This window comes from Mesorhizobium sp. B2-3-6 (assembly GCF_006442305.1).
Classification (GTDB): domain Bacteria; phylum Pseudomonadota; class Alphaproteobacteria; order Rhizobiales; family Rhizobiaceae; genus Mesorhizobium.
Genome location: NZ_VFVW01000006.1, coordinates 290132 through 311596 on the forward strand (window position 1 = coordinate 290132; position 21465 = coordinate 311596).

Here is a 21465-nt window from a genome sequence, read left to right on the forward strand (position 1 = left end):
AACCTCTGGAAAGACCGTACGTCTTGGAGGTCCAGCGCAACCGGATGCGTAGGCTCCGGACTCCATGGATCGCCCTGGCGGGCTTGATAGCACGGACCTCTTCAGCTGGTGGCCACATCTTCAGGCGAGCATCCAAACCCGTTTGGCATGGTAATCGGCTGGTGATGTTCTCATTCTCGACAATTCGCTGTCGAGCGAGATTGATCGTGGACCCGCGGCTTGCAGTGGCAAGTTCGTCGGGATCGTCCCGCCGCTACGAAACAAGCACCACGGACAACGGATCGGCGCAGAAGAGACCATCCCTGACAGCCTTTACGCCGGCAACGTTTTCGGCTGCCACAAAGGCTGCCTGGCGCTCACGTTCGTCGAAGATGACACCGCTCAATATCACCACGCCCTTGTTCACCATCACGTGGATCAGGTCTTTGCCGGTCCATTTGTGCTTTGCAAGCTCGCCAGCGACGTTGTGGCGAATCTGCTCGTCATCGATGACCGAACGGCCTGCATCCGGAAGGACGCTGAGCAATGCCCGCAGCAGATCAGAACGGGTGATGATGCCGACGACTTTCCCGGCATCGATGACCGGAATGCGTTTGACGTGATGTTGCGTCATGAGTTCGACGACCTCGGCGAGCGACGCGGCGGGAGACGCCGTGACGACATCGCTGGACATCACCTCCTCGATCCGTCGACCATTGGCGTGGACATATTCGTCGGCGGCCTTTCCAGGACTGACGAGAAACTCTAGCCAGCGCGAGCGCTTTTGCTCGGTGTCCAGTTCTCCTCGTCGCAGGAAATCGCCCTCGCTGACAATCCCCACCAGCGTGCCGTCGCCGCGAACAACAGGCAGGCCGCTGATCTTATTGGACAGCATCAGCCCGGCCACCTCGGCGATCGAGGCGGACGGGTCCGTGCAGATGACTGGCTTGCTCATGATGGCTTCGGCTTGCATGCTCGCTCCCCGGAGATATTTCATTCCCGGCTTCTTAGATGCCGCATGAGCGAAGGGCCTTGATTTGAATCATTTTGCCCTCGAGACAAATGACCCAAGCTGGGGCTGCAAATAACCAGGCGCGTGCCCGTCAACCAGCGATCGCGGTCTTAGCGACGTTCACGCCAAGTTCGTAGACAAGCAGTCCACCATAATAGGCCGTCGCCGTGACCAGAATTGCTCCGCCAATTTCGACCAGAGGAATAGCAATGGTCAGTAGCCGCAGTTCACGATTCCGCACCCAAAGGCCGAGCCTCACTAGGCCCCAGATCAGAAACGCGAACGCTGTGATACCTCCCAGGCTCTCGTGGATCTCCGCTATGTCACTGCTGAAGCCGGCGGCTTCAGCATGATCGAGTGCCATTCCCCCATAGAACCAGGTTCCAATCGCGAACGCCCCGGCTGCGAGAGCGATAAAGGTCGATACCGTCCCCACGCCAGAACGCTTGGTCACCGCGTTGCCGCGAGCGAGCACCACAAGGTCGATCGCCGCCAAAGTGTAGATGAGGACAATGGGAAAATGCACGAGCATGGGATGGATATGCTGGACTGGGATCATGACAAGGAAAATCTCCGGAGTGGCCAAGGGATGGCGCAGATAGAGGGGGTAAGTTTGGCGATAGCGCAATTGATCAGCGGACGCCCAGCTCAAGGGCTGGGCATAAGCTTTTCGGTATCAGTCGTCGTCCCCCTGGCCGTCCTCGTCAGTGCTGCTGAAAACGGCCTTACTGGAAGTGTGACTGTCGTCGCATTCGTGGTCATCGCCAACGCCCTTGATCGCCTTGGGACCGGTGGCATCCTGCATGGGGATGGCCTCCAGATCGATTGGGCCGGCAGGGGCAATTGAGGATGAGGATGACGCTGCGCATGAACCTTCTTCAGATTCAGCGGCTGCCGGCAGGGCAAAGGTCGAGAAGCATCCGAGTGCTGCGAGTAAGAACAGGGAATTGCGCATGGTTTCGACATCCTTTTCTCTGCGCGGCCATGATTGGCCGCGAGGATGCCGTGATAGCGAGCCTTTGCTTGCCGGCAGCTGTGGATGGTTGACAGCAAATTGAAAGCTTCGACGTGCGACATGCCTCCCTCATGATGGTCAAACTAAAGAGCCTCGCAATCCTGGGCCTGGCCGGGCTTGTCCTGGCCCAGCCACTTGCCGCGCGGGCTGACGAGGACGACGATGGCGATCATGACAGGGCGCGGGATCTCTACGAACACGGTGAGATAAAAGGCCTTTCCAATATCCTCGATATTGTTCGCGCGCAGGCTCCAGGCGACATCGTCGCGGTTGACCTCCTCCGCAAGGCCAACAAATGGGTCTATCGATTCCAGGTCGTCGGCGCCGATGGCCGGCGAAAGACTGTCGATGTTGACGCCGGTGCCGGTGTCATCATGCGCGAAAGGGAGGGGGACTGATGAAGATCCTCCTTGCCGAGGACGAGCCCCGTATCGCCGCCGATATCGCTACAGCCCTTAAGGCATCCGGTCTGGCGGTTGATATCGTTCGCGATGGAGAGGCTGCCTGGTTCGCAGGCGATGTGGAGAACTACGATGCTGCGATCCTGGACCTCGGGTTGCCGAAGCTCGATGGTCTCACTGTCTTGAAGCGCTGGCGGGCCAATGAGCGCAGGTTTCCGGTTCTCATCCTGACGGCAAGAGGTACGTGGACCGAACGCGTGGACGGTATCAATTCCGGTGCTGACGACTATCTTCCCAAACCCTTTGAGATGGAAGAACTGCTCGCCCGATTGCGGGCGATCCTGCGTCGTTCGGCCGGGCAGGCCGCACCCGTTCTGAGGTCCGGGCCGTTGCTTCTGGATACGCGCCAGATGCGTATTTCGCTCCGTGGCGTCCCCATTTCTCTTTCGCCGCTGGAATACCGGCTCCTGGCGTTTCTGATGCATCATGCTGGTCGGGTGGTGGCGCCCACCGAACTTGCTGAGCATCTCTACGATTCAGGGAACGACCGCGATCCGAACACGATCGAGGTGATCGTCGCGCGCTTGCGTCGCAAGCTCGGGAGTGGCGCCATCGAAACGCGGCGCGGCTTCGGGTATCTGATGCCCGATGATCCCGCCTGATGGGCGGCTCGATCCGCTTCAGGCTGTGGCTGGCGGCAACGATCTCGATTCTTGTCGCGCTCGCCATAGCCGGCGCCGGCTTGCGCTATCTGTTTGAACTTCACGTCGAGCGGCGCGTTGTGGGCGAGCTGACGGTCGATCTCAATGAGTTGATCGGCGCAACGACCTTCACAAGCAACGGCCAACTGGTGTTAGCCCCGGTGCTCACCGACCCGCGCTTCGCCAATCCGCTGTCCGGTTATTACTGGCAGGTCGAAGACATCGCTACCGGCGGTCTCCAGCGCTCACGATCTTTGTGGGACGCCAAGCTGGTCCTGCCTGCCCGCAGCGCAACGGGTGAGATGCGAACGGTCGAGGAGTTCACGGGACCTGGCGGAGAACTCAGCATTGCGGTCGAGCGTACAATCATCGACGCCGGAGGTCGGTCCTTTCGCGCAGTCGTGGCGGAGGATCATCGAACCATCGAGGCGTCTGTAAGCGAGTATGTTCGCGATCTTGCTCCGGCTCTCTTGATGCTCGCCGCAGTTCTCATGGCCGCGTTTTTCATCCAGATCACGATCGGTCTCGCACCTCTGGAGACCTTGCGGGCCGCCGTCGGAAGCGTGATTGCGCAGCGAACGACACGGCTCGATGTGGTGGCACCGAGCGAAGTGCAGCCGCTCGCTGACGAAATCAATCGTCTTCTCAATGCCCAGGAGAAGGCTCTTGCTCGGGCCCGTTCGCGCGCCACCGATCTGGCGCACGGCCTCAAGACGCCGCTCCAGGTCCTGTCGGCTGACATCCGTGCCTTGCGCAAGAAAGGCGAGACGGATCTGGCCGACGAGATCGAGAAGAGCACAGAAGCGATCCGGCGCCATGTCGAGCGGGAGCTCGCGCGCGCCCGCCTCGCGCCCGGCGTTTCCGGCGAGGCATCCTGCCGGGTATCGCAGGTCGCGGCCGGCGTCATTGCCGTCGTCAAGCGCACGCCAAGCGGCAAGCAGCTTTCATTCAAGATGACCGTCCCGGAGGATCTGACAGCGCCGATGGATGAAGGCGACTTGTCGGAAATCCTCGGCAATCTGGTCGAAAACGCCGCGCGCTACGCAAAGTCGTCAGTGCGTGTCGATGCATCCTCCACCGCTGACGAGGTAATCGTCACTGTCGCCGATGATGGTCCTGGCATACCGGATGCCGATCGGGAGACCGCTCTGTCCCGTGGTGTCCAGCTCGACAGCAAGGGCGGCAGCAGCGGGCTTGGCCTGGCCATCGTATCCGATATCGTCGAAGCCTATGGCGGACGCCTTGCCATGGCCAACGCCGATCCGGGTCTGTTTATGGCCATTTCCTTGCGACGACACAGTTGAGCGTCCTTCAGACGAAACCCGGGAAGTAGTCGACCCTTATCTTCGAGCGACGCACGCCCATGGCCAGCAGCTTCTTGCGCAGCGCCTTGACCATCGCCTGCGGGCCGGAAATGTAGAAAATCCGCTCGAGGTGGTCCGGTATAGCCAGACGGATCAGGCGCTCGTCGATGTAGCCAGGATACTGGCCACGCTCGCCACCTCGCGCGACGGCGTGGAACGTTCGGATGCCGAGTTCGCGTTTTGCGGCACCGAGCACGTCACGGTAGGCAATGTCCTGCTGCCCCTCGGTTCCGTAGAGGATGACGATCGGCCGCCGCTCATTGCGGTCGAGTAGGTATTGCAGCATCGAGCGGAATGGCGTGATCCCGATGCCCCCGGCCAGGAAAGCGATCTTGATTTCACGCCGGGCGGGCAACGTGAAATTGCCGGCCAGTTGCGCGGCGTGAATCGTGCTGCCTGGCTTCATGGCCATCAATTCGCGCTTGAAGGCGCTTGATTGCGGATAGAACTTGACGCCGAGGCGGACCGTTTCCTCCGTCGGCGCCGAGGCGACCGTGAAATACCGGCGGTTGCCGCGATTGTCGGCACGATGGAGACCAAGCGTCCATTCGAGATACTGACCGGCCTCGAAGGCGAGCTTGCGCGGCGAGCGGAAGATGAAGTCAAAGCTGTCGACGGCCGACTGCTCGATGCGTTCAAGAGTCAGCACGAAGCGTCCCTTGGGGCCTGCCGCATAGGCAAACAGGTTGCCGGCAAGCAGCGCCAGTTCCGGCGTGAAATAGAACGAGCCGAGATGAATGGCGGGAGCAAACAGAAAGCCGACGATCGCGGCAAAGGCGATACGCGGCCAACGCATCGTCGGCGCGGTCAGCGGCTCGGTCAGCATCACGAAGGCAAAGAACAGCAGGGGCGAGGAACTCAGTGTCTGCGTGAGCGCCGTCCAATACTGGTCCGGATCGGTCGTTGCCAGGATGGTCGCCAGCGCCGCGACAAGGAAGGTCGAGACAAGGTCAAGCCGGCGCAGTTTGCGGACAATGAGCATACCGCCGACGAGCACGAGCGGAAGCAATGGCAGATTGCCGCCCACCCACCAGGTGGCTGGTTGGTCGAGCAGCAGCGCGGACAGCGCCACGCCCAGCGCAGCCGGGTTGAAAAGGTGCTTTCGGCCGATGGCGAGAATGAATTTCGATGAAATCGCCCAGACGGACGCGAATGCCACCGCTGCGATCCCCTTTGTGTCCGTGACCGCCACCGGATCGAGGATAAGCGCCAGGATGAGCGCGGTGATGTAGGCGGACTCGTTGTTGGCCGGGACCGCGAAGACACGCGCAAAGGCCTTGTTGGTGATCCAGCAGGCGGCCAGCGCAAGAGCCGTCGTGAAGCCAAGCGCAATGGGGTCATGTGGCACCAGCTTGGCGAAGCCGAGCACGAACGCTGCGCCGACAAGCGTCATCAGATAGTAGAGGACCAGCCTGTACATGGTCAGGTGATCGAGAAATCGGTCGATGGTCTTGATCATGGCAGGCAAAGGGCTCCGAACCCGGCTGTCGGGGTGGCGCGGCCACTGGCGTCGACGAGATATCCCTCCAGGCCAGGGGTCTGCTCGATGAAGAAAATGCCGTCCCGACCCATGGCGAAGGCCGCGGTGGCGAAACGATCGGCTTCGAGCACATCGGCGCCGATCACGGTCAGGCTGACGATGTCCTGGATTGGATTACCAATCCCGTGCGGGTTGTAGATGTGTTGGCCGCGGACATAGGTGCCTGAGGTCGCGACGCCGCGATCGCGGGGATAGACGACCTTTACGATCTCGTGAGCATTGAAGGGATTGCGGATACCGACGCTCCAATCCTGACCCGAAGCATTCTTGCCGCAGGACTGGATATCGCCGCCCGCCTCGATGAAGAAATCGCTGATGCCGGCCCGTTGAACGATGCCTGCCGCATTGCGGATTGCCCAGCCCTTGACGATGCCGGAAGGATCGAGCGATCCGTCGGGCTTGCGAATATCGAAGTATCCGTCCGTCTCGTCTTTCGTCTGTCTGGCGAGAGCGAGCACTTCCATCATCTCGCCGCTCCAGTCGGCGACCGGAACGTCGCCGCGGTTGATGGCCGCGATCTCGCTGTCGGCCCGGTATGTGCTGAAGCGCCGGTCGATATTCTCGAAATAGCCAAAGACCCTGTCGATCAGCTCCCCGGTCGAGGCGCCACCGATGTCGACCGTTATGGGCATGCCCATCAAAATTCGCGTGTCGCGCATGGACCTACGACGTCGCTTTCTTCAGCGCGCCGCGCAGCGACTGGATGAAAGCCCTGCTGGTCAGGGTCGCGCCCGAAATAATGTCGACATTGGCGCTTTGGGCGCTGATCGCTTCGTCGCGCAGCATGGGCAGCGCTTGCCTGTTGATATTGATGGAGGTGCGGCGGTCGGATGGGTATTTCAATACCTTCAGCGCCTTAAGCTGCCCGCCCTGTATCAGGGCCTGAATCTGGATGATGCCGTAGTAGGCATCGGCCGTAGGGCCGGTGTAGACGCCGTCGGCATAGATCTTCATGTCGACCCGGACGACACGTGCTGGCGCATCCCGATATGCTGGCCTCGGCTGCGGGACTGGTATGTAGACGGCGGGAGTGACGGCAAATGAAGGTACCGATGGCGCAGGATCGGAGGCAGCCGGCGCCACTGGCTGCGCCAGCAGCGCTCGCGAGGGTTGTGGGGTCACCGGAACCACTGTCTGCTTGACCGGATCATCTGTTCGTTCGGCGGGCACTGCTATGCCAGCCGTCGTTTCCGGGGCAATCGGGAACCTTGTTCTGAACCGGGGGTCGAGGGGCGCCGGCAAGGTCGCCGCAAACGGGGCCGGCTCTTTTGGCTGCGCTGAAGGCGCTTCGGCTGCGTCGGCCGGCAGCGCTTCGCCGAGCATATCGTTTGCAGGGTCCTTGCCGGCCTGATCCCAGACATAAGCGCCCGACGCGGCGATCACGAAAAGTGACAAGGCAATCTGTTTCATCGGAGGTGTTTCCACGTTGACTCTCGCAGGGCGGCCTATCTGCTCTCCGGAGGCAATATCCCACGACCAAGCTGACAACTGGCTGTCAGCCGAGTTCAAGCTGCGAGTGCCCGGCAAAGCTCATGGACGACATCAAGTCGATTTGTCATAGATCAAGATATCCACATAAAGCCTGAGCTAAGAGGGCTCTCTCAAACAAGGTAGCTGCCTATGGCTGTTGTCAAAGAGCCGGCCGGATACACCGGAACCCAGATATTGCTGCATTGGACCATCGCGGTGCTGATCGTCCTGCAGCTTGTAATCGGTGAGGACATCAAGCCGGCTTACCGGGCGTTCTCGCGCGGCACCGAGCCGGCAGCTGGCGACATCTTAAACGCGAATATTCATGTCTATGTCGGTTTGGCAGTTCTGGTACTGGCGATCTGGCGGCTTGCGGTCCGTCTCAAGGTTGGTGTGCCGGCAGCACCGTCGGAAGAAAGCGCACTGTTAAAGGGGATCGCCGCTGCCGCCCATTTCCTGCTCTACCTGTTCATTTTCGGGATGCCAATTACCGGAGCGCTGGCATGGTACTTCAACATTCGAGCAATGGGTGAGATACACGAACTCGCCAAGCCAGTGATCATCATCGTTGTAGGCCTTCATGCCGTAGCGGCGCTGTGGCAGCATTTCTTCGTAAAATCGGATGTGCTCGTCAGAATGCTCCGGCCTGCTGGACGGCGCGCGCGGTGATGCCATGAGCCGCCTGCACAGTGAAAACCATCTCGTATCGCGCGTCGGCTGGCTGCGCGCCGCCGTGCTGGGCGCCAATGACGGAATCGTGTCGACGGCCAGCCTGATCGTTGGTGTGGCGGCGGCCAATGCCGCGGCCTCAAATGTTCTGGTGGCCGGCGTGGCCGGACTGGTCGCCGGCGCGATGTCGATGGCGGCCGGAGAGTATGTTTCGGTCAGTTCGCAGTCCGACACCGAACAAGCTGACCTTGCGCGTGAGAAGGGCGAGTTGGCCACGCAGCCAGATTTCGAGCGTCACGAACTTGCGGAGATCTATGTCAGACGAGGCGTCGAGCCAACCCTGGCCTTGCAGGTCGCCGACCAATTGATGGCGAAGGACGCGCTCGGCGCCCACGCACGTGACGAACTTGGTATCTCCGAGGTGACCACGGCGAGGCCGATCCAGGCCGCTCTGACCTCGGCTGCCGCATTTTCGGTTGGCGCAGCCATGCCTTTGGCGATGGTGCTTATTTCGCCGGCCGCCTGGCTTGCCACAACGGTGTCTGTCGCCTCCCTCCTGTTCCTGGCGGTTCTGGGTGCCATCGGGGCCAAAGCCGGCGGCGCCAATGTGCTGAGGGCAATGGTTCGTGTCACCTTCTGGGGCGCGCTGGCAATGGCTCTGACCGCCGGTATCGGCGCCGCCGTTGGTATTGCCATCTGACCGGCCTAGTTATTTCGATCTCGCTGTGTGGCTTGGGCTAGCGCTTCAGCACCAGCGCTCAGATCATTACATGGTCAGTGTGCGAGGCGCAGTGGAACCTGTTCGTGAAGCGAAGTGGCTCGGGATCGAAGTGGGCCAGATCAGTCGGGGTCCCAACGTCAGCAGCCTCATTGTGCTACAAGGAAGGAATTGACGGCCTCGCAGATGTTCCAATTGCGCTGGGCACGGCTCAAGCCCGCCTCCAACGACGCTTTGGGGTCGCCACGATTAGTTCCTGGCTGATGATCTCACCGTTTGGACCGACAACTATTGTCAACTCACGATCATGAGAACGGAAGGCCAAACGGTGTTTGCCATCGTCCTCACCAACCCCTCGCTCAACCCGCCCTTTGATGCCGCCACGCTGGATCTGCCTTATGAAATACTCAACAGAGAACTTCATCGCTTTGGCGGCAGCCGCGGCATCGATCTCGGGCGCAGCATCCGCCCATTTAACCGAGATCATTCAGACCTCCACACGCAATCTCTGGCAGCGTCTTGTTCTGCATAATTCTCAACCTGCTGATTGCCCTCGGCCAACTGGCAAGGTGAATCCGCTCACCGCAGTTCTGCGTCCATTAGCATCGCGATAGATTCTAAACGACGGCCTTCCATCAAACTGCTAGCTCCAGTTTATGGCATCCCATCGGATGTTCTTTGCTCTAACGCAAGCGTCCTCGTCGCCGTGCTCGCCCCGACGGATTTCGGCCTGGACGGGCGGCTTTGCCCAGGGACGTTGTGGACTGTGGTGATTGCCTTTGGACGACTGATTAAAGCGCTCCCAAGCTGCTCTGGCCATCCTCGCGGCAATTGCTCTACGAAGGCTTGGTCTTGTCGGTCAAGCAGTTGCGATTGCGGAGATCGTTCCCTGCTCAGGCGTAATCGCGCTTGTCAGCGTCCTCACTGCTCTTGCACCGGAATGGCACCCGAAATCCCACAGGGCGATCACTAACCCGAGTAAGACGCGGATCGACCCCAGTTTGCGCGAACGCAAAGAACTATTGGGGCATGTCGGATAGCTTCTCGTAATCGACGTTCGACGACTTTGACCTGATGTGTTCGCGCGCTGCCCGAGGGGGATACGATTGCGCTTCTGCCGTACGATGCGGGATTGCTAAAGCGGTCGCACGTCGAAGCAAACAAAGGATTGCGAGGCAAATGCGAAGCGCTTTGACGGACGCCTCAGCGACCGGGAGTTCAAGGAAGTGACATGAACATGCAATTCGAGATAGGGATGGAAGACGCGATCAACGGATGCCCAAGCCTCGTATTCAGCACTGAAGCGGCGAGCGGCCCAAAGGCAGAGAAGACATGGCTGCCCATGCTCATCGCTGGGCTCGCCCCAATCGTGTTGGGTGCCACAGCGGTGATGGCCCTTGTGTAGAATGTCTGCTGCTCCGATTTGGCGAATGAGTTCTGACATGTCCCATGATCGCAGATGTTTTCATTGTATAGCTGTCTGGCGATGATCAACTCGGCTCTTTCGCGCTGGACCATGGCGTACTTCGCCTCGGCACTGGTGTCTTTGGTCGCCGCTCAGATGCTGATGATGGCCGGCTACGGTTTTCCGACTGTTGCCTTGGAAGCCCCAGAGACGCTTATGATCGTCCACATGATCACAATAGGCTGGCTTAGCCTTCTGATGTGCGGAGCCTTGTTCCAGTTTGTCCCGGTGCTCGTTGCGCGGCCACTTCGCTGCGAGTCTCTGGCCTTGCCGGCGCTGCTGTGCCTGATTGTCGGTCTGACTTGCCTGGTCACCGGATTCTTGCGCCTATCAGGAGCAATTGACGTTGATGTTCCTGCGCTTGCGTTTGCCGGGCTTCTCCTTCCGGCTGGCTTCGGATTGGTGGGATGGGCGCTCGCACGTACGTTATGGGATGTCCGACCATCCAGACTGCCACTGCCCGCGCGCTTCGTTGCGGGAGGGCTTGCCAGCATCGCAGTCACCAGCGTCTTGGGTGCCTCCTTTGCATTCTCGCTCTCCGGCGAGGTGCTAGGTGGGATTGGCATAGATGTGCAAGCGGCTCTTCCCACTCACGTGATGGTAGGCCTTGGCGGCTGGCTCGGCTTCACGGCCGTTGGTGTGAGTTACCGCTTGCTGCCAATGTTTATGCTTTCCCCGGACAGCGAACGCACCACGGGTTATCTGGTCTTGTGGGCCGGCGCTACCGCCCTGCTTCTTATTGTGTCGTCAGAGCCTTTGACACGTCTTTCCGGAGAGATAATGCTGCCTGCCGTTCTCGCTTGCTTACTCGCGTCCGCCGCGACGGTGTTCTATGCCATCGATCTCGTTTTCTTCTATCGCAGCCGCAAGCGACGCAAGATCGAATTGAACAGCAGTTCGGCGATCGGCGCCTTCTCCGCCCTTTATCTGTCGGTTGTGCTTCTCCTCGCTCTGCTGGCGACGGGAACGCTTGCGCAGCATGCAGGCGCAGTTGTCTATCTCGTTGCTTTCGGTTGGCTAACAGGGCTGGGGCTTTCGCAACTCTACAAGATCGTGCCGTTCCTAACCTGGCTCGAATGCTACGGACCGGTGATGGGCAGGAAGCCAACGCCGCGCGTCCAGGATCTTGTCGTCGAAACGCGCGGCAAGGTGAGTTTCGCACTCTTCTACGCCGGCGTGCTGGTCGGGACTGGGGCGCTTCTGACCGAGGTGCCGGGTCTGTTCCGCATGGCTACGGCTGTGACCTTAGCTGCTACGATAGCGATCGTCGCGGAACTCGTTCTTGCGCGCCGCCTTGCCAATGTTACCGCAGCCTTGCGCCTGCCCGAGGGAGCATCGCGCCCGCGCCTTTTCCTGCCCTCCTGGCGCCCATTATAGAGGAAACCCGAATGAGTGCCCCGCATTACGACCTCGACGTTCGGCCGATCCTTCGCGAAGGTGGCGAGCCCTTCAGTGCCATCATGGAAGCGGTGGCCGCACTCGGCCCGGGTCAAAGCCTGCGCTTGCTTGTGTCCTTTAAGCCCATTCCCTTGTTTCAGGTGCTTGGCGCGCGAGGCTTCGAGCCCTCGGCCAAAGAAATTGGCAATGGTGACTGGGAAGTTGTCTTCACGCCGGTTGGGGCAGCACAGCAGGTAGGGGAACCGTCGGAACGATCAGCAAGCACCGACGACATGCCACGCGACTGGCCAGAACCAATCATGGAGCTCGACAATCGCGATCTCGAGCCGCCGGAACCGATGGTCAGAACGCTGCAAGCGGTCAAGACCTTGGCACTTGGTCAGACGATGGCAGTGCTGCTGCCGCGCGAACCAGTTTTTTTATTCGATGAGTTGCAGGTACGTGGGCATCGCTGGCGCGGCACCTTCGAGCCGCAAGGGCACTATCGCATAGTCATCCGCTCTGGTGGGTCAGGAGGGCGAGTATCATGAACGGAGCGGAAGGCCAGGCACTAGCGGTTGGCATACGTGAATCCCTGCGCATGGTCATTGATCCGGAGCTTGGAGAAAATGTCGTCGATCTCGGATTGATCTACCAAGTTTCGGTGGAACAGGATGGGATAGCGCATATCGAAATGACGACCACGGCCCGTGCTTGTCCCGCGACGGGATACCTCAAGGATGCAGTCCGCTCGGCCGCCTGGATAGTACCTGGGATCCATTGGGTAGACATCCGGCTCACATATGATCCACCATGGGCACCTGATATGATGAATACAGACGCCAAGTGCCGTCTTGGCCTGACCGCAACGTGACCCATTGCATGACAGCATGGCTGCAAGGCAACGCCTCGTCATAGACGGTGCGCCGCTCTGGAAACGTCGTTGATTTACGACGGTCAAATGCGCTCCACGGCGTTGTGAAGACATCGGTCCTGATCGTCTTCATGGTTGAAAGGTGTGCGCGATTTCTGACCCGGACCCTTGCTACGGAGTTCCCGCAACCAGCGGCGCATATGCTTGCCTTGCAAGGCCGGGCCTTGCAGTGGCGCGTTTCACTTGTGGGCTTACGCTGTTCGGCCACGGCGAAGCGCGCTCGCTTTCCCGACCGTCGGAATGTTTATGACACGGGCGCTTAGCATCGGCTCAGAGTTTCCTGTTGGGGTGGCATGCCTACTCCTATGGACCAAGCAGCCTGCGCCCGCCCTCGGTGTCCAAAACGCATCTCAGCGTTGCTTGGGAAGGGGGCACACGCGGGAGGGCGCTTCCTCTTTGTCTCAGCGCAACGATCATCTGGAACAGCGGTTGCAAGATATTGCTTCCTAAACCTGGACGACGCGCATGAAGACCCGACTTCGCGACGATGCAACGATGGACGAAATAATGCTCAGGTGGCCGGCAACCATCGGAGTGGTTCTCCAGTATCGCCTGCTTTGCGTCGGCTGCCCGGTTGCCTCGTTCCACACCATTTCCGAAGCGGCGCGTGAGCACGGGATAGGCGAGGAATCACTGCGTGTCGATCTGAACGCCGCGATCGAGCGAACCGGAGCGGACTAGTTGTTCCCAGTCCGTCCTTCGGCCAGCAAAAGCAGGCGGTGAGGTTCCACCACGGTCACCTTTTCGCGGCCACTTTTAACGAGCCCCTTTTCCTCCCAAGATGAGAGCAGCCGACTCACCGTGTGCAGCGTCGTTCCTGTCATCTCGGCGATGTCCTGCCGTGATATCGGGAAATCAATCATGATTCCCTCATCGGTTTGCCGACCGGTCTGCTTGATTAACTTGAGCAGCGCATGGGCGACGCGCTGATCCACCTGTTCGGTGGACATCTCGATCACGCGCGTGTGAGCGTCCTGCAGCCTGCTGCCAACGGTTTTATAGGTATTGGCGCCAAAACTTGGGAAGGAATCCGCGAACTTGAGCCAAAGATGACCTGGCCATGCAAGAGCCACGCAATCGACGGCAGCAATTGCGCTGGCCGGATAGGTGCTGCGACCCAACGCGTGGGCAATCCCCATCAGTTCACCAGGACTAATGTAGCGCACGGTCACTTCTTGGCCGTCTGGCGTTGTCTTAACGACACGCACATGTCCGTCGAGCAACAAGAAGAAGGAGTGGGCTTCCTGCTCTTGCTCGAAGATAGGTTGATCCTTGACAACCCGCAACGATCGCGCTTGGCCGATCATGTAATCAAGATCCGTCGGGGTCATGCCCTGGAAGGCCGATAGCCCGGAGATCAACGACCGATCCAGACGGCTCAAGGGCAATTCCTCTTCCAAGATCTTGCAATGGGCATCAGCAAATCCGTGTCTCTGTCGAGCACACAATGTCATGGGTTCCCGACGGACGGCAAGGGGCACCAAGCCCGGCCTTTTCCTTCGACCTTGTTTGCGTTGCATCAAAGTTCGCATGCTGAAGTCAGTCTAAAAGCTCCCCAACGGCGAACCCGTCAAATATGAAATCACAGAAAGGTAAAATCATGAGATACGCAGTCACCATCGCCACCGCGCTCGCCGCCGCATCGCTAATGAGCGGAGCTGCTCAAGCCGCCGATCACCAGATCCAGATGCTCAACAAAGGTGAGAAAGGCGTAATGGTCTTTCAACCGGACTTTGTCCAGGCAGCGCCTGGTGACACCATCACGTTCGTGCCAACCGACAAGGGCCACGATGCCGAAACGATCAACGGCATGATCCCCGACGGCGCGAAGACTTTCAAGGGCAAGCCGGGCGAACAAATCACCGTTACACTCGACAAGGAAGGTATCTATGGCGTGAAGTGCGCGCCTCATTATGGGATGGGCATGGTGGCGTTGATCGTGGTCGGCAAGCCGGTCAATCTGGCGCAGGCAGCGGCGGTTAAGCAGTCCGGGAAGGCGAAGAAAGTGTTCGAGACGCTGTTGGGTGCAATTCCAGCAGGCAACTGAAGGTGGGGCAATTCTTGTTCAGAGACCTAAAGGACCTGCGGGCGGACGTTAGTCCGCCTATGGTTCCCTTTTGAAATGCATCCGATGGCAATCCCACGCACACGACCCGGCACTTATCCGGCGGTTCTCTCCTACGGTTTCCGGCCGTTCTTCCTGCTCGGCTCGCTGTATGCCGGAGGGGCGATCCTGCTCTGGCTGCCGTTGTTTTACGGTCGTATCGAAACCTCAAGCGCCTTCTTGCCGGTAGACTGGCATGTCCACGAGATGCTGTTTGGCTATCTCGCGGCGATCGTCACGGGTTTCTTGCTGACCGCGATCCCGAATTGGACCGGACGACTGCCGGTGCAAGGCCTGCCTTTGCTGGCACTCGTCCTGTTGTGGCTTGCGGGGCGGTTCGCCGTGTTCTTTTCGGCGCAGACCGGCTGGCTCGTTGGAGCCGCAATCGACTGCGCCTTCCTTGTGGCTGTCGCGGTCGCCGCCGCGACTGAAATCATCGCGGGTCGGAACTGGCGGAACCTCAAGGTGCTGTTGCCGGTCGCCGTACTTTTGGTGGCCAATGTGATGTTTCATGTCGAAGCGCACAACCATGCAGTCTCGGACATCAGCCGCCGGCTCGGACTCGGGGCTGCCGTCGTTCTGATCATGATCATAGGCGGACGTATCGTTCCCAGTTTCACCCGCAATTGGTTGGTACGCGAAAATCAGGGACGCCTGCCGGCCCCGTTCAGCCAATTCGACATCGCAGCGATCGCACTGTCGGCGACCGCGTTGGCGGCCTGGGCATTCTTTCCCGAAAGCAGCGCGACAGGCGCGATGCTGATCGTCGGGGCGGCCTTCAACGCTATCCGGCTTGTGCGCTGGGCGGGTGATCGCACGTTTCGTGATCCGCTGGTGCTGATCCTGCACGTCGCGTTTGCCTTCGTGCCGATCGGTCTCCTGCTCGCCGGACTTGCCGTCGTCGTGCCGGAGACAGTCCCTTCGGCGGCGGGCATTCACGCGTTCAGCGTAGGAGCGGTGGCATGCATGACGCTCGCCGTCATGACCCGAGCCACGCTTGGGCATACAGGGCGCGAATTGCGGGCGACCATTGGCACACGCGTGGTCTTTGTCGCGATCGTGCTTGCGGCCGTCCTGCGCATCGGCGCCGCGTTCCTACCTGCGCAAGCAATGCTTCTCCACATGTCGGCGACGTTGTGGGTGGCGGCCTTCCTCGGATATGTGGCCCTGTTTGGCGGCATGCTCGTTCGGCCCAAATTACGTGCGCGGCAGCCGAACAAGGCGCCTTCTTGACGCGCGAGACCTGGACCGCGCCGTATCGAAGCAAACGGAATGCCGTCGACATCGCTTGGTATGACGAATCCGGAATTTGTATCACGTTGGAGCAGCGCAATTGGCGAATTTCGGTGTTGAACCCACACTGATCGCGCCAACAATCATAGCGGCTGTTCGTCGAGATATCTCAAAGTAGCCAAGCGCTTAATGGCAGTCGTTGCCAGCATTTGAGCTCGGTCGCGGTCGGCCTGGAGGGGAAGGGTTTCCCCCGCGTTGAGGTAGGATTCGGCCAGCAGCTCGCAGAGAGCATCCAAGGATTCCGGCGATCGGTCGCTGATAGACGTGTTCGTTCCAAACGGACTGGCCGTGAGTTGTTGCGCAAGTTTTCGTGCCTCTGCCGCCAGACCGCTAAGCACGGTCTCGTCATGTTCCCCGCGAAGCGCCGCAAATGCTTTCAGTCGGATCGCGACCTGTTCTTCCATGGTTGCAAGGTCGCCAGCGCTGGCAAATGTCGCGTCGGCCTCACGACGCGAAGAGAATGCAAGCCGGCGTTCGACCCGCAGAACACGGGCATGTTCCAACTCCTCTCTGGCCATCTGCTCGGCAGCGGAGCGGATCTCCGTTGAAGGTGCGTTCGAAGCTACGTAGGACCAAAAGGCAAAAGCGCGCTCTTCGTTTCTCACTGCCATCGCAAACGAATGGTAGGGGTCCACAAGTTCCGGCGAGACCACGGCCGTGTTCTCGTCATCGAAAACACCTTTCGGCGTCCATCGGAGCTGCCTCAGATCCGGATCATTGCCACTGGATTGCCGGGACCAGCGAGTGACGTTTTCGATATGGCCCGTTTCCTCCTTGACCAGGCGCTCGAAGACCTCGGCCAGTCTCGCCTGACCCTTATCGCGCATTCGTTGTGCCAGTTCTGAGTACCTTTGAGCAGATTCCTTCTCCATCGCGAAAGCGATTGCCAGAAGTTCGGCCATCGACCTGACCGGCGCCGCCGGCTCTGCTCCCAAACGAGACATGACTTTTTCCTCCGATGCCAGTTTTTCCGACACTAAGCCAACTGCCTGGGAGTTGTTTGCGCTGCGTCAAAGAACTCCCGTCCAAAACCGCCGACACACGCGCCAGAGGCTGCTGGCGGACGAAACCAGCCGGCTCCCAGCTTGAGAACGTGATGAAGGAAGCCAATGCCGGGGAGCATTTCCAGACGATATATGTTGGCCGCTTGTTTCCGACTCTGGAGGAACTGGCGCCGCCTTGCTGCGTGGGCAATTACAACCCTTGCAATCCTAACTGTCTTGTCCGCTCCCACCCATGCGGCTGGGAGCCTTAAGGATTACCTGGCAAACACCAAGCCCGGGGAGCTTATCCAGGGAGGCGACCGATACGGGGAGATGGAGGGGGTCCCGGCGCTGGCGCCAGTCTATTCGGGAAACCGAAAGATCGGATATGCCTACCTCAACACCGACTTTTCCAGCGCCGTTGGATATTCGGGAAAACCGATCAGAATTCTTGTTGGCATTGATCCCGCGGGCATTATCCGCGGAATCAAGCTGGTCGAGCACAAGGAACCGATCGTCCTCATAGGCATACCGCAGGCAAAGGTCGTTGCGGCGCTCAACTTATTGATCGGCAAGGACCTTAGTCGCGTCGCTGCTGGGGCAGAACAACTTCCGCAGGTCGACATCGTCAGCGGTGCCACCGTGACAGTTCTGGTGATGAGCGACAGCGTCGTCCGCTCCGCCGTCAAACTGATCCGGAGCAACCGTCTTGGTGCAACGGGTTCGTCCACCTCACCAGTCGCCCCAGGGCTGATTAAGAAACCGGACCTATCCAAGTCTGAAATCCGCGATTGGGCTTCGCTCCTGGGCGATGGCTCAATTCGCAGCCTCCGCCTCAGCGTCGGCGAGGTCTCCGACGCTTTCGCGCAAGCCGGCCATCCAGAAGCTTCCGTCAAGCCCGAGACAGCCAATCCAGGCGATCGCTTCATCGACTTGTATGTGGCTGCGGTCAGTGTGCCGACGATCGGTCGCAGCCTTCTGGGAGATGCCGCCTACGAGCGGCTGCAAAGGAAGCTCAAGCCCGGGCAGCAGGCAATCGTTGTTGCCGGGGAGGGCGCTTATTCCTTCAAGGGCTCTGGCTATGTCCGGGGCGGGATCTTTGATCGGATCGAACTGCTGCAAGACGGCCAAGGTGTCCGGTTCCGCGATCGAAACCACACCAGACTCGGCGACCTGGCGGCCAAAGGCGCGCCGAGCCTGCGCGAAATAGCATTGTTTTCCGTACCGGAGGAATTTTCGCTCGATCTGACGCGGCCTTGGGAACTGCAACTGCTAGCCCAGCGTAGCTTTGGTGCGCGCGACAAGGCGGTGCTTCCGTTCAATGTCGGCTATACTCTTCCCGACCGTTACCTGACGATCGAAGAGCCTCCGGTGCAGGAGGCCGTCAAATCGGTTTCGGAAGCGGCCGCGCCGGCACCTGCGTCGGCTGAAGAGCCAGGCGCGACTTTCCCCGACCAAGAACCGCTCTGGATGAAAATTTGGAGGATGGACACCGTTTCGCTCGCCATCACCGTGGCCGCCCTCCTTGTCCTTACCGCCATCTTCTTCTTCCAGAACTGGCTGGTTCGGCGGCCACGCCTGTTCGGTTGGGTGCGACGAGGCTATCTCCTTTTCACACTGGTCTGGCTTGGATGGTACGCCAATGCCCAGCTCTCCGTGGTCAATGTGCTGACGTTTTTCAACTCGTTGATCAGCGGCTTCAGCTGGGAATTCTTTCTGTCGGCACCCCTCATCTTCATCCTTTGGGGTGCGGTTGCGGCCGGGCTGCTCTTCTGGGGCCGTGGGCCGTTTTGCGGCTGGCTTTGTCCGTTCGGTGCGCTCCAGGAGCTAAGCAATAATCTGGCGCAGTGGCTGAAAGTGCCCCAGATCACGCTGCCCTTCGGCCTGCACGAGCGGCTGTGGCCAATCAAGTACATCATCTTCCTCGGCCTCTTCGGCCTTTCGCTCTATTCGGTGGGAATGGCAGAGACTTACGCCGAGGTCGAGCCGTTCAAAACCGCGATCATCCTGAAGTTCGCCCGCGAATGGCCGTTCGTGATCTTCGCGCTGGCGCTTCTGGTTGCCGGCCTGTTCATCGAACGCTTCTACTGCCGCTATCTCTGTCCGCTCGGCGCCGCACTCGCCATACCAGGGCGCATCCGCATGTTCGAGTGGCTGAAGCGCTATCCCGAGTGCGGCTCGCCCTGCCAGCGTTGCGCCAAGGAATGCCCCGTGCAGGCGATCCATCCAGAGGGCCAGATCAACGTCAATGAATGCATCTACTGCATGCATTGCCAAGAACTCTACCACGACGACCATCGCTGCCCGCACATGATCCAGGTGCGCCTGAAGCGCGAGAAATTCGAGGCGCTCTCGTCACCGTCGAGCCGGGGCAAGGGGCCGGCCAAGCCGGTGATCGCCTTCAAAGGCAAGCCAATCGAGCAAAGCAGCCCTGTTCTCAGTTCAACGACCTAAGACTCAACCAGAAGGAGACGGAATATGTCGGAAGAAGACCGCAAGAGAACCCTGAGCAGGCGCCAGCTGTTGGGTACGTCGGCAATCGTGGCGGCCGCCGGCGCATCGGGCATTGGCGGCACGCTGACATTGGGCGGAAGCATGGTGTCGCCGGCTGCGGCACAGAGCGCTGCGTCTGGAGGGCAAAAGTTCGAGGTCATGCCAGGCGAGCTCGATGAATATTATGTGTTCTTTTCGAGCGGCCAAAGCGGCGAAGTCCGCATTGTCGGTGCGCCTTCGATGCGCGAACTGATGCGGATCCCCGTCTTCAACCGCTGCAGCGCGACCGGATGGGGCCTGACCAACGAAAGCCGCAAGGTGCTGACCGAAGGGCTGCTGCCGCAAACCAAGGAATTCCTGAAGGACAAGGGCGGCATCTACCTCAACGGCGATCTTCATCACCCGCACCTCTCGTTTACGGATGGCACCTATGACGGCCGCTACCTGTTCGCGAATGACAAGGCCAATACCCGCGTGGCCCGTATCCGCCTCGACGTGATGAAATGCGACAAGATCATCCAGCTGCCGAACCAGCACACCGTGCACGGGCTGCGCGTCCAGAAATATCCGAAGACAGGCTACGTTTTCTGCAATGGCGAGGACCGGGTGCCGATCCCGAACGACGGTAAAGTCCTCGACGACAAGACGAAGTACCACGCCATCTTCACCGCCGTTGACGGGGAGACAATGAAGGTCGCATGGCAGGTGATGGTCGACGGCAATCTCGACAACGTCGATGCCGACTACCAGGGCAAATATTGTTATGCCACCTGCTACAATTCCGAAGAAGGTGTCAATTTGGCCGAGACGATGGCGAAAGAGCAGGATTGGGTCGTCATCTTCAATCTCAAGCGCATCGAGCAAGCCGTCGCCAAGGGTGATTTCAAGGAAATCGGCGGCGTGCCGGTCATCGACGGACGCCACGGTTCGCCCTACACGCGCTACGTTCCCGTTCCGAACAGCCCGCATGGCATCAATACCGCGCCAGACGGAATCCATGTGGTGGCCAACGGCAAGCTGTCGCCCACCTGCACGGTTTTCGATGTGCGCAAGTTCGACGATCTCTTCGACGACAAGATCCAGCCCCGCGATGCCGTCGTGGCCGAACCCCAGCTCGGTCTTGGGCCGTTGCACACGGCTTTCGATGGCCGGGGCAATGCCTACACCACCTTGTTCATCGACAGCCAGATCTGCAAATGGAATATCGACGATGCCAAGCGCTCCTTCGCCGGCGAGAAGGTCGATCCGATCCGCCAAAAGCTCGACGTCCATTATCAGCCCGGCCACAACCATTCCTCGATGGGGCAGACGAAGGAGGCGGACGGCAAATGGCTCATCTCCCTCAACAAGTTCTCCAAGGACCGGTTCCTCAACGTCGGCCCGCTCAAGCCTGAGAACGACCAGCTCATCGATATCTCGGGGGATACCATGGCGCTCGTCCATGACGGGCCGAGCTTTGCCGAACCACATGACGCAACGCTGGTTCACCGGTCGAAAATAAACCCCGTCAGCGCATGGGATCGGGCGGACCCGTTCTTCGCTGACGCGGTAAAACAGGCAGTTGCTGACGGCATTGACCTGCTGGCGGATAGCGAAGTCATCCGCGACGGAAACAAGGTTCGCGTCTACATGACGTCGGCTGCACCGGCGTTCGGACTGGAGAGCTTCTCCGTCAAGCAAGGCGACGAGGTCACGGTCTACGTCACCAATATCGATGAGGTGGAAGACCTCACCCATGGCTTCGCAATCGTCAACTACGGGATCAACATGGAAGTAGCGTCCCAGGCAACTGCTTCGGTGACGTTCACGGCCGACCGCGCAGGCGTCTACTGGTATTACTGCTCCTGGTTCTGTCATGCCATGCACATGGAGATGCAGGGCCGCATGTTCGTCGAGCCGCAGGCGGCGTGACAGCATGGCTCGATTGGCCACCCTCGGAACTTTGGG

23 protein-coding genes are annotated in these 21465 nt (G+C 59.8%); 14 read left to right on the plus strand and 9 right to left on the minus strand.

Annotated features, from left to right (window positions below):
- Positions 1 to 253: 253 nt before the first annotated feature.
- From FJ953_RS19470 to FJ953_RS19480, 3 genes are all read right to left on the minus strand, one after another.
- The gene (locus tag FJ953_RS19470) at positions 254 to 952 is read right to left on the minus strand and encodes a CBS domain-containing protein (protein ID WP_140522895.1); all 699 of its coding nucleotides are present in this window, start codon (positions 950 to 952) and stop codon (positions 254 to 256) included.
- Between the two features lie 130 nt (positions 953 to 1082).
- The gene (locus tag FJ953_RS19475) at positions 1083 to 1550 is read right to left on the minus strand and encodes a DUF2231 domain-containing protein (RefSeq protein WP_140522893.1); all 468 of its coding nucleotides are present in this window, start codon (positions 1548 to 1550) and stop codon (positions 1083 to 1085) included.
- 117 nt (positions 1551 to 1667) lie between these two features.
- The gene (locus tag FJ953_RS19480) at positions 1668 to 1946 is read right to left on the minus strand and encodes a hypothetical protein (RefSeq protein WP_140522891.1); all 279 of its coding nucleotides are present in this window, start codon (positions 1944 to 1946) and stop codon (positions 1668 to 1670) included.
- Between the two features lie 131 nt (positions 1947 to 2077).
- Here FJ953_RS19480 and FJ953_RS19485 point away from each other — a divergent pair, with 131 nt between their 5' ends.
- From FJ953_RS19485 to FJ953_RS19495, 3 genes are read left to right on the plus strand one after another with little or no spacing between them, the layout of a single operon-like run.
- A complete protein-coding gene (locus FJ953_RS19485; protein WP_140522889.1) occupies positions 2078 to 2404 on the plus strand; it encodes a PepSY domain-containing protein in 327 nt (108 codons plus the stop codon).
- Entirely contained in the window at positions 2404 to 3069 is a 666-nt protein-coding gene (locus FJ953_RS19490; protein ID WP_140522887.1) for a response regulator transcription factor, read from the plus strand. The genes FJ953_RS19485 and FJ953_RS19490 overlap by 1 nt, the downstream gene beginning before the upstream one ends.
- A complete protein-coding gene (locus tag FJ953_RS19495) occupies positions 3069 to 4412 on the plus strand; it encodes a HAMP domain-containing sensor histidine kinase (protein WP_140522885.1) in 1344 nt (447 codons plus the stop codon). Before FJ953_RS19490 ends, FJ953_RS19495 begins: the two co-directional genes overlap by 1 nt.
- Before the next feature lie 7 nt (positions 4413 to 4419).
- On the opposite strand, the gene FJ953_RS19500 is transcribed toward FJ953_RS19495, so the two are convergent.
- From FJ953_RS19500 to FJ953_RS19510, 3 genes are read right to left on the minus strand one after another with little or no spacing between them, the layout of a single operon-like run.
- Positions 4420 to 5931 carry an RnfABCDGE type electron transport complex subunit D gene (locus tag FJ953_RS19500; RefSeq protein WP_140522883.1) on the minus strand — a complete coding sequence of 504 codons (1512 nt, stop codon included), beginning with the start codon at positions 5929 to 5931 and terminating at the stop codon, positions 4420 to 4422.
- Complete coding sequence (locus FJ953_RS19505) at positions 5928 to 6650, minus strand: FAD:protein FMN transferase (RefSeq protein WP_224656230.1); 723 nt, start codon at positions 6648 to 6650, stop codon at positions 5928 to 5930. The genes FJ953_RS19500 and FJ953_RS19505 overlap by 4 nt, the downstream gene beginning before the upstream one ends.
- 25 nt (positions 6651 to 6675) lie before the next feature.
- Positions 6676 to 7521, minus strand: a complete 846-nt coding sequence (locus tag FJ953_RS19510; RefSeq protein ID WP_224656231.1) for an FMN-binding protein — start codon at positions 7519 to 7521, stop codon at positions 6676 to 6678.
- 111 nt (positions 7522 to 7632) lie between these two features.
- Here FJ953_RS19510 and FJ953_RS19515 point away from each other — a divergent pair, with 111 nt between their 5' ends.
- Together FJ953_RS19515 and FJ953_RS19520 are read left to right on the plus strand one after the other, a co-directional pair.
- Positions 7633 to 8151, plus strand: a complete 519-nt coding sequence (locus FJ953_RS19515; RefSeq protein ID WP_140522880.1) for a cytochrome b/b6 domain-containing protein — start codon at positions 7633 to 7635, stop codon at positions 8149 to 8151.
- Between the two features lie 4 nt (positions 8152 to 8155).
- Positions 8156 to 8851: a VIT family protein gene (locus FJ953_RS19520; RefSeq protein ID WP_140522878.1), complete on the plus strand. Its 696-nt coding sequence runs from the start codon at positions 8156 to 8158 to the stop codon at positions 8849 to 8851.
- Positions 8852 to 9080: 229 nt separating this feature from the next.
- Here FJ953_RS19520 and FJ953_RS19525 read toward each other — a convergent pair whose 3' ends face one another.
- Positions 9081 to 9356, minus strand: a complete 276-nt coding sequence (locus FJ953_RS19525) for a DUF6522 family protein (protein ID WP_140522876.1) — start codon at positions 9354 to 9356, stop codon at positions 9081 to 9083.
- A gap of 744 nt (positions 9357 to 10100) precedes the next feature.
- On the opposite strand from FJ953_RS19525, the gene FJ953_RS30565 reads away from it, so the two are divergent.
- From FJ953_RS30565 to FJ953_RS19545, 5 genes are all read left to right on the plus strand, one after another.
- Positions 10101 to 10274 (plus strand): hypothetical protein, encoded by a 174-nt coding sequence (locus tag FJ953_RS30565; protein WP_181165392.1) that lies wholly within the window; start codon positions 10101 to 10103, stop codon positions 10272 to 10274.
- A 54-nt stretch (positions 10275 to 10328) separates the two neighbouring features.
- The gene (locus FJ953_RS19530; protein ID WP_318013165.1) at positions 10329 to 11711 is read left to right on the plus strand and encodes a hypothetical protein; all 1383 of its coding nucleotides are present in this window, start codon (positions 10329 to 10331) and stop codon (positions 11709 to 11711) included.
- A gap of 11 nt (positions 11712 to 11722) precedes the next feature.
- Positions 11723 to 12262 carry a DUF2249 domain-containing protein gene (locus tag FJ953_RS19535; RefSeq protein WP_140522874.1) on the plus strand — a complete coding sequence of 180 codons (540 nt, stop codon included), beginning with the start codon at positions 11723 to 11725 and terminating at the stop codon, positions 12260 to 12262.
- Entirely contained in the window at positions 12259 to 12585 is a 327-nt protein-coding gene (locus FJ953_RS19540; protein WP_140522872.1) for a metal-sulfur cluster assembly factor, read from the plus strand. Before FJ953_RS19535 ends, FJ953_RS19540 begins: the two co-directional genes overlap by 4 nt.
- 525 nt (positions 12586 to 13110) lie before the next feature.
- Positions 13111 to 13326: a DUF1858 domain-containing protein gene (locus FJ953_RS19545; protein ID WP_140522870.1), complete on the plus strand. Its 216-nt coding sequence runs from the start codon at positions 13111 to 13113 to the stop codon at positions 13324 to 13326.
- Here FJ953_RS19545 and FJ953_RS19550 read toward each other — a convergent pair.
- Positions 13323 to 14027, minus strand: coding sequence for a Crp/Fnr family transcriptional regulator (locus tag FJ953_RS19550; RefSeq protein WP_140522868.1), 705 nt, complete (start codon positions 14025 to 14027; stop codon positions 13323 to 13325). The two genes, FJ953_RS19545 and FJ953_RS19550, sit on opposite strands and share 4 nt — an antisense overlap.
- A 218-nt stretch (positions 14028 to 14245) precedes the next feature.
- Here FJ953_RS19550 and FJ953_RS19555 point away from each other — a divergent pair, with 218 nt between their 5' ends.
- Entirely contained in the window at positions 14246 to 14692 is a 447-nt protein-coding gene (locus FJ953_RS19555) for a pseudoazurin (RefSeq protein ID WP_140522866.1), read from the plus strand.
- Between the two features lie 84 nt (positions 14693 to 14776).
- A complete protein-coding gene (locus FJ953_RS19560; protein WP_140523397.1) occupies positions 14777 to 15982 on the plus strand; it encodes an NnrS family protein in 1206 nt (401 codons plus the stop codon).
- A gap of 143 nt (positions 15983 to 16125) precedes the next feature.
- On the opposite strand, the gene FJ953_RS19565 is transcribed toward FJ953_RS19560, so the two are convergent.
- Positions 16126 to 17019: a ferritin family protein gene (locus FJ953_RS19565; protein ID WP_140522864.1), complete on the minus strand. Its 894-nt coding sequence runs from the start codon at positions 17017 to 17019 to the stop codon at positions 16126 to 16128.
- 339 nt (positions 17020 to 17358) lie between these two features.
- On the opposite strand from FJ953_RS19565, the gene FJ953_RS19570 reads away from it, so the two are divergent.
- Together FJ953_RS19570 and nosZ are read left to right on the plus strand one after the other, a co-directional pair.
- Complete coding sequence (locus FJ953_RS19570; RefSeq protein WP_224656232.1) at positions 17359 to 19479, plus strand: NosR/NirI family protein; 2121 nt, start codon at positions 17359 to 17361, stop codon at positions 19477 to 19479.
- Between the two features lie 24 nt (positions 19480 to 19503).
- Entirely contained in the window at positions 19504 to 21429 is a 1926-nt protein-coding gene (gene nosZ / locus FJ953_RS19575) for a TAT-dependent nitrous-oxide reductase (protein ID WP_140522862.1), read from the plus strand.
- Positions 21430 to 21465: the final 36 nt, after the last annotated feature.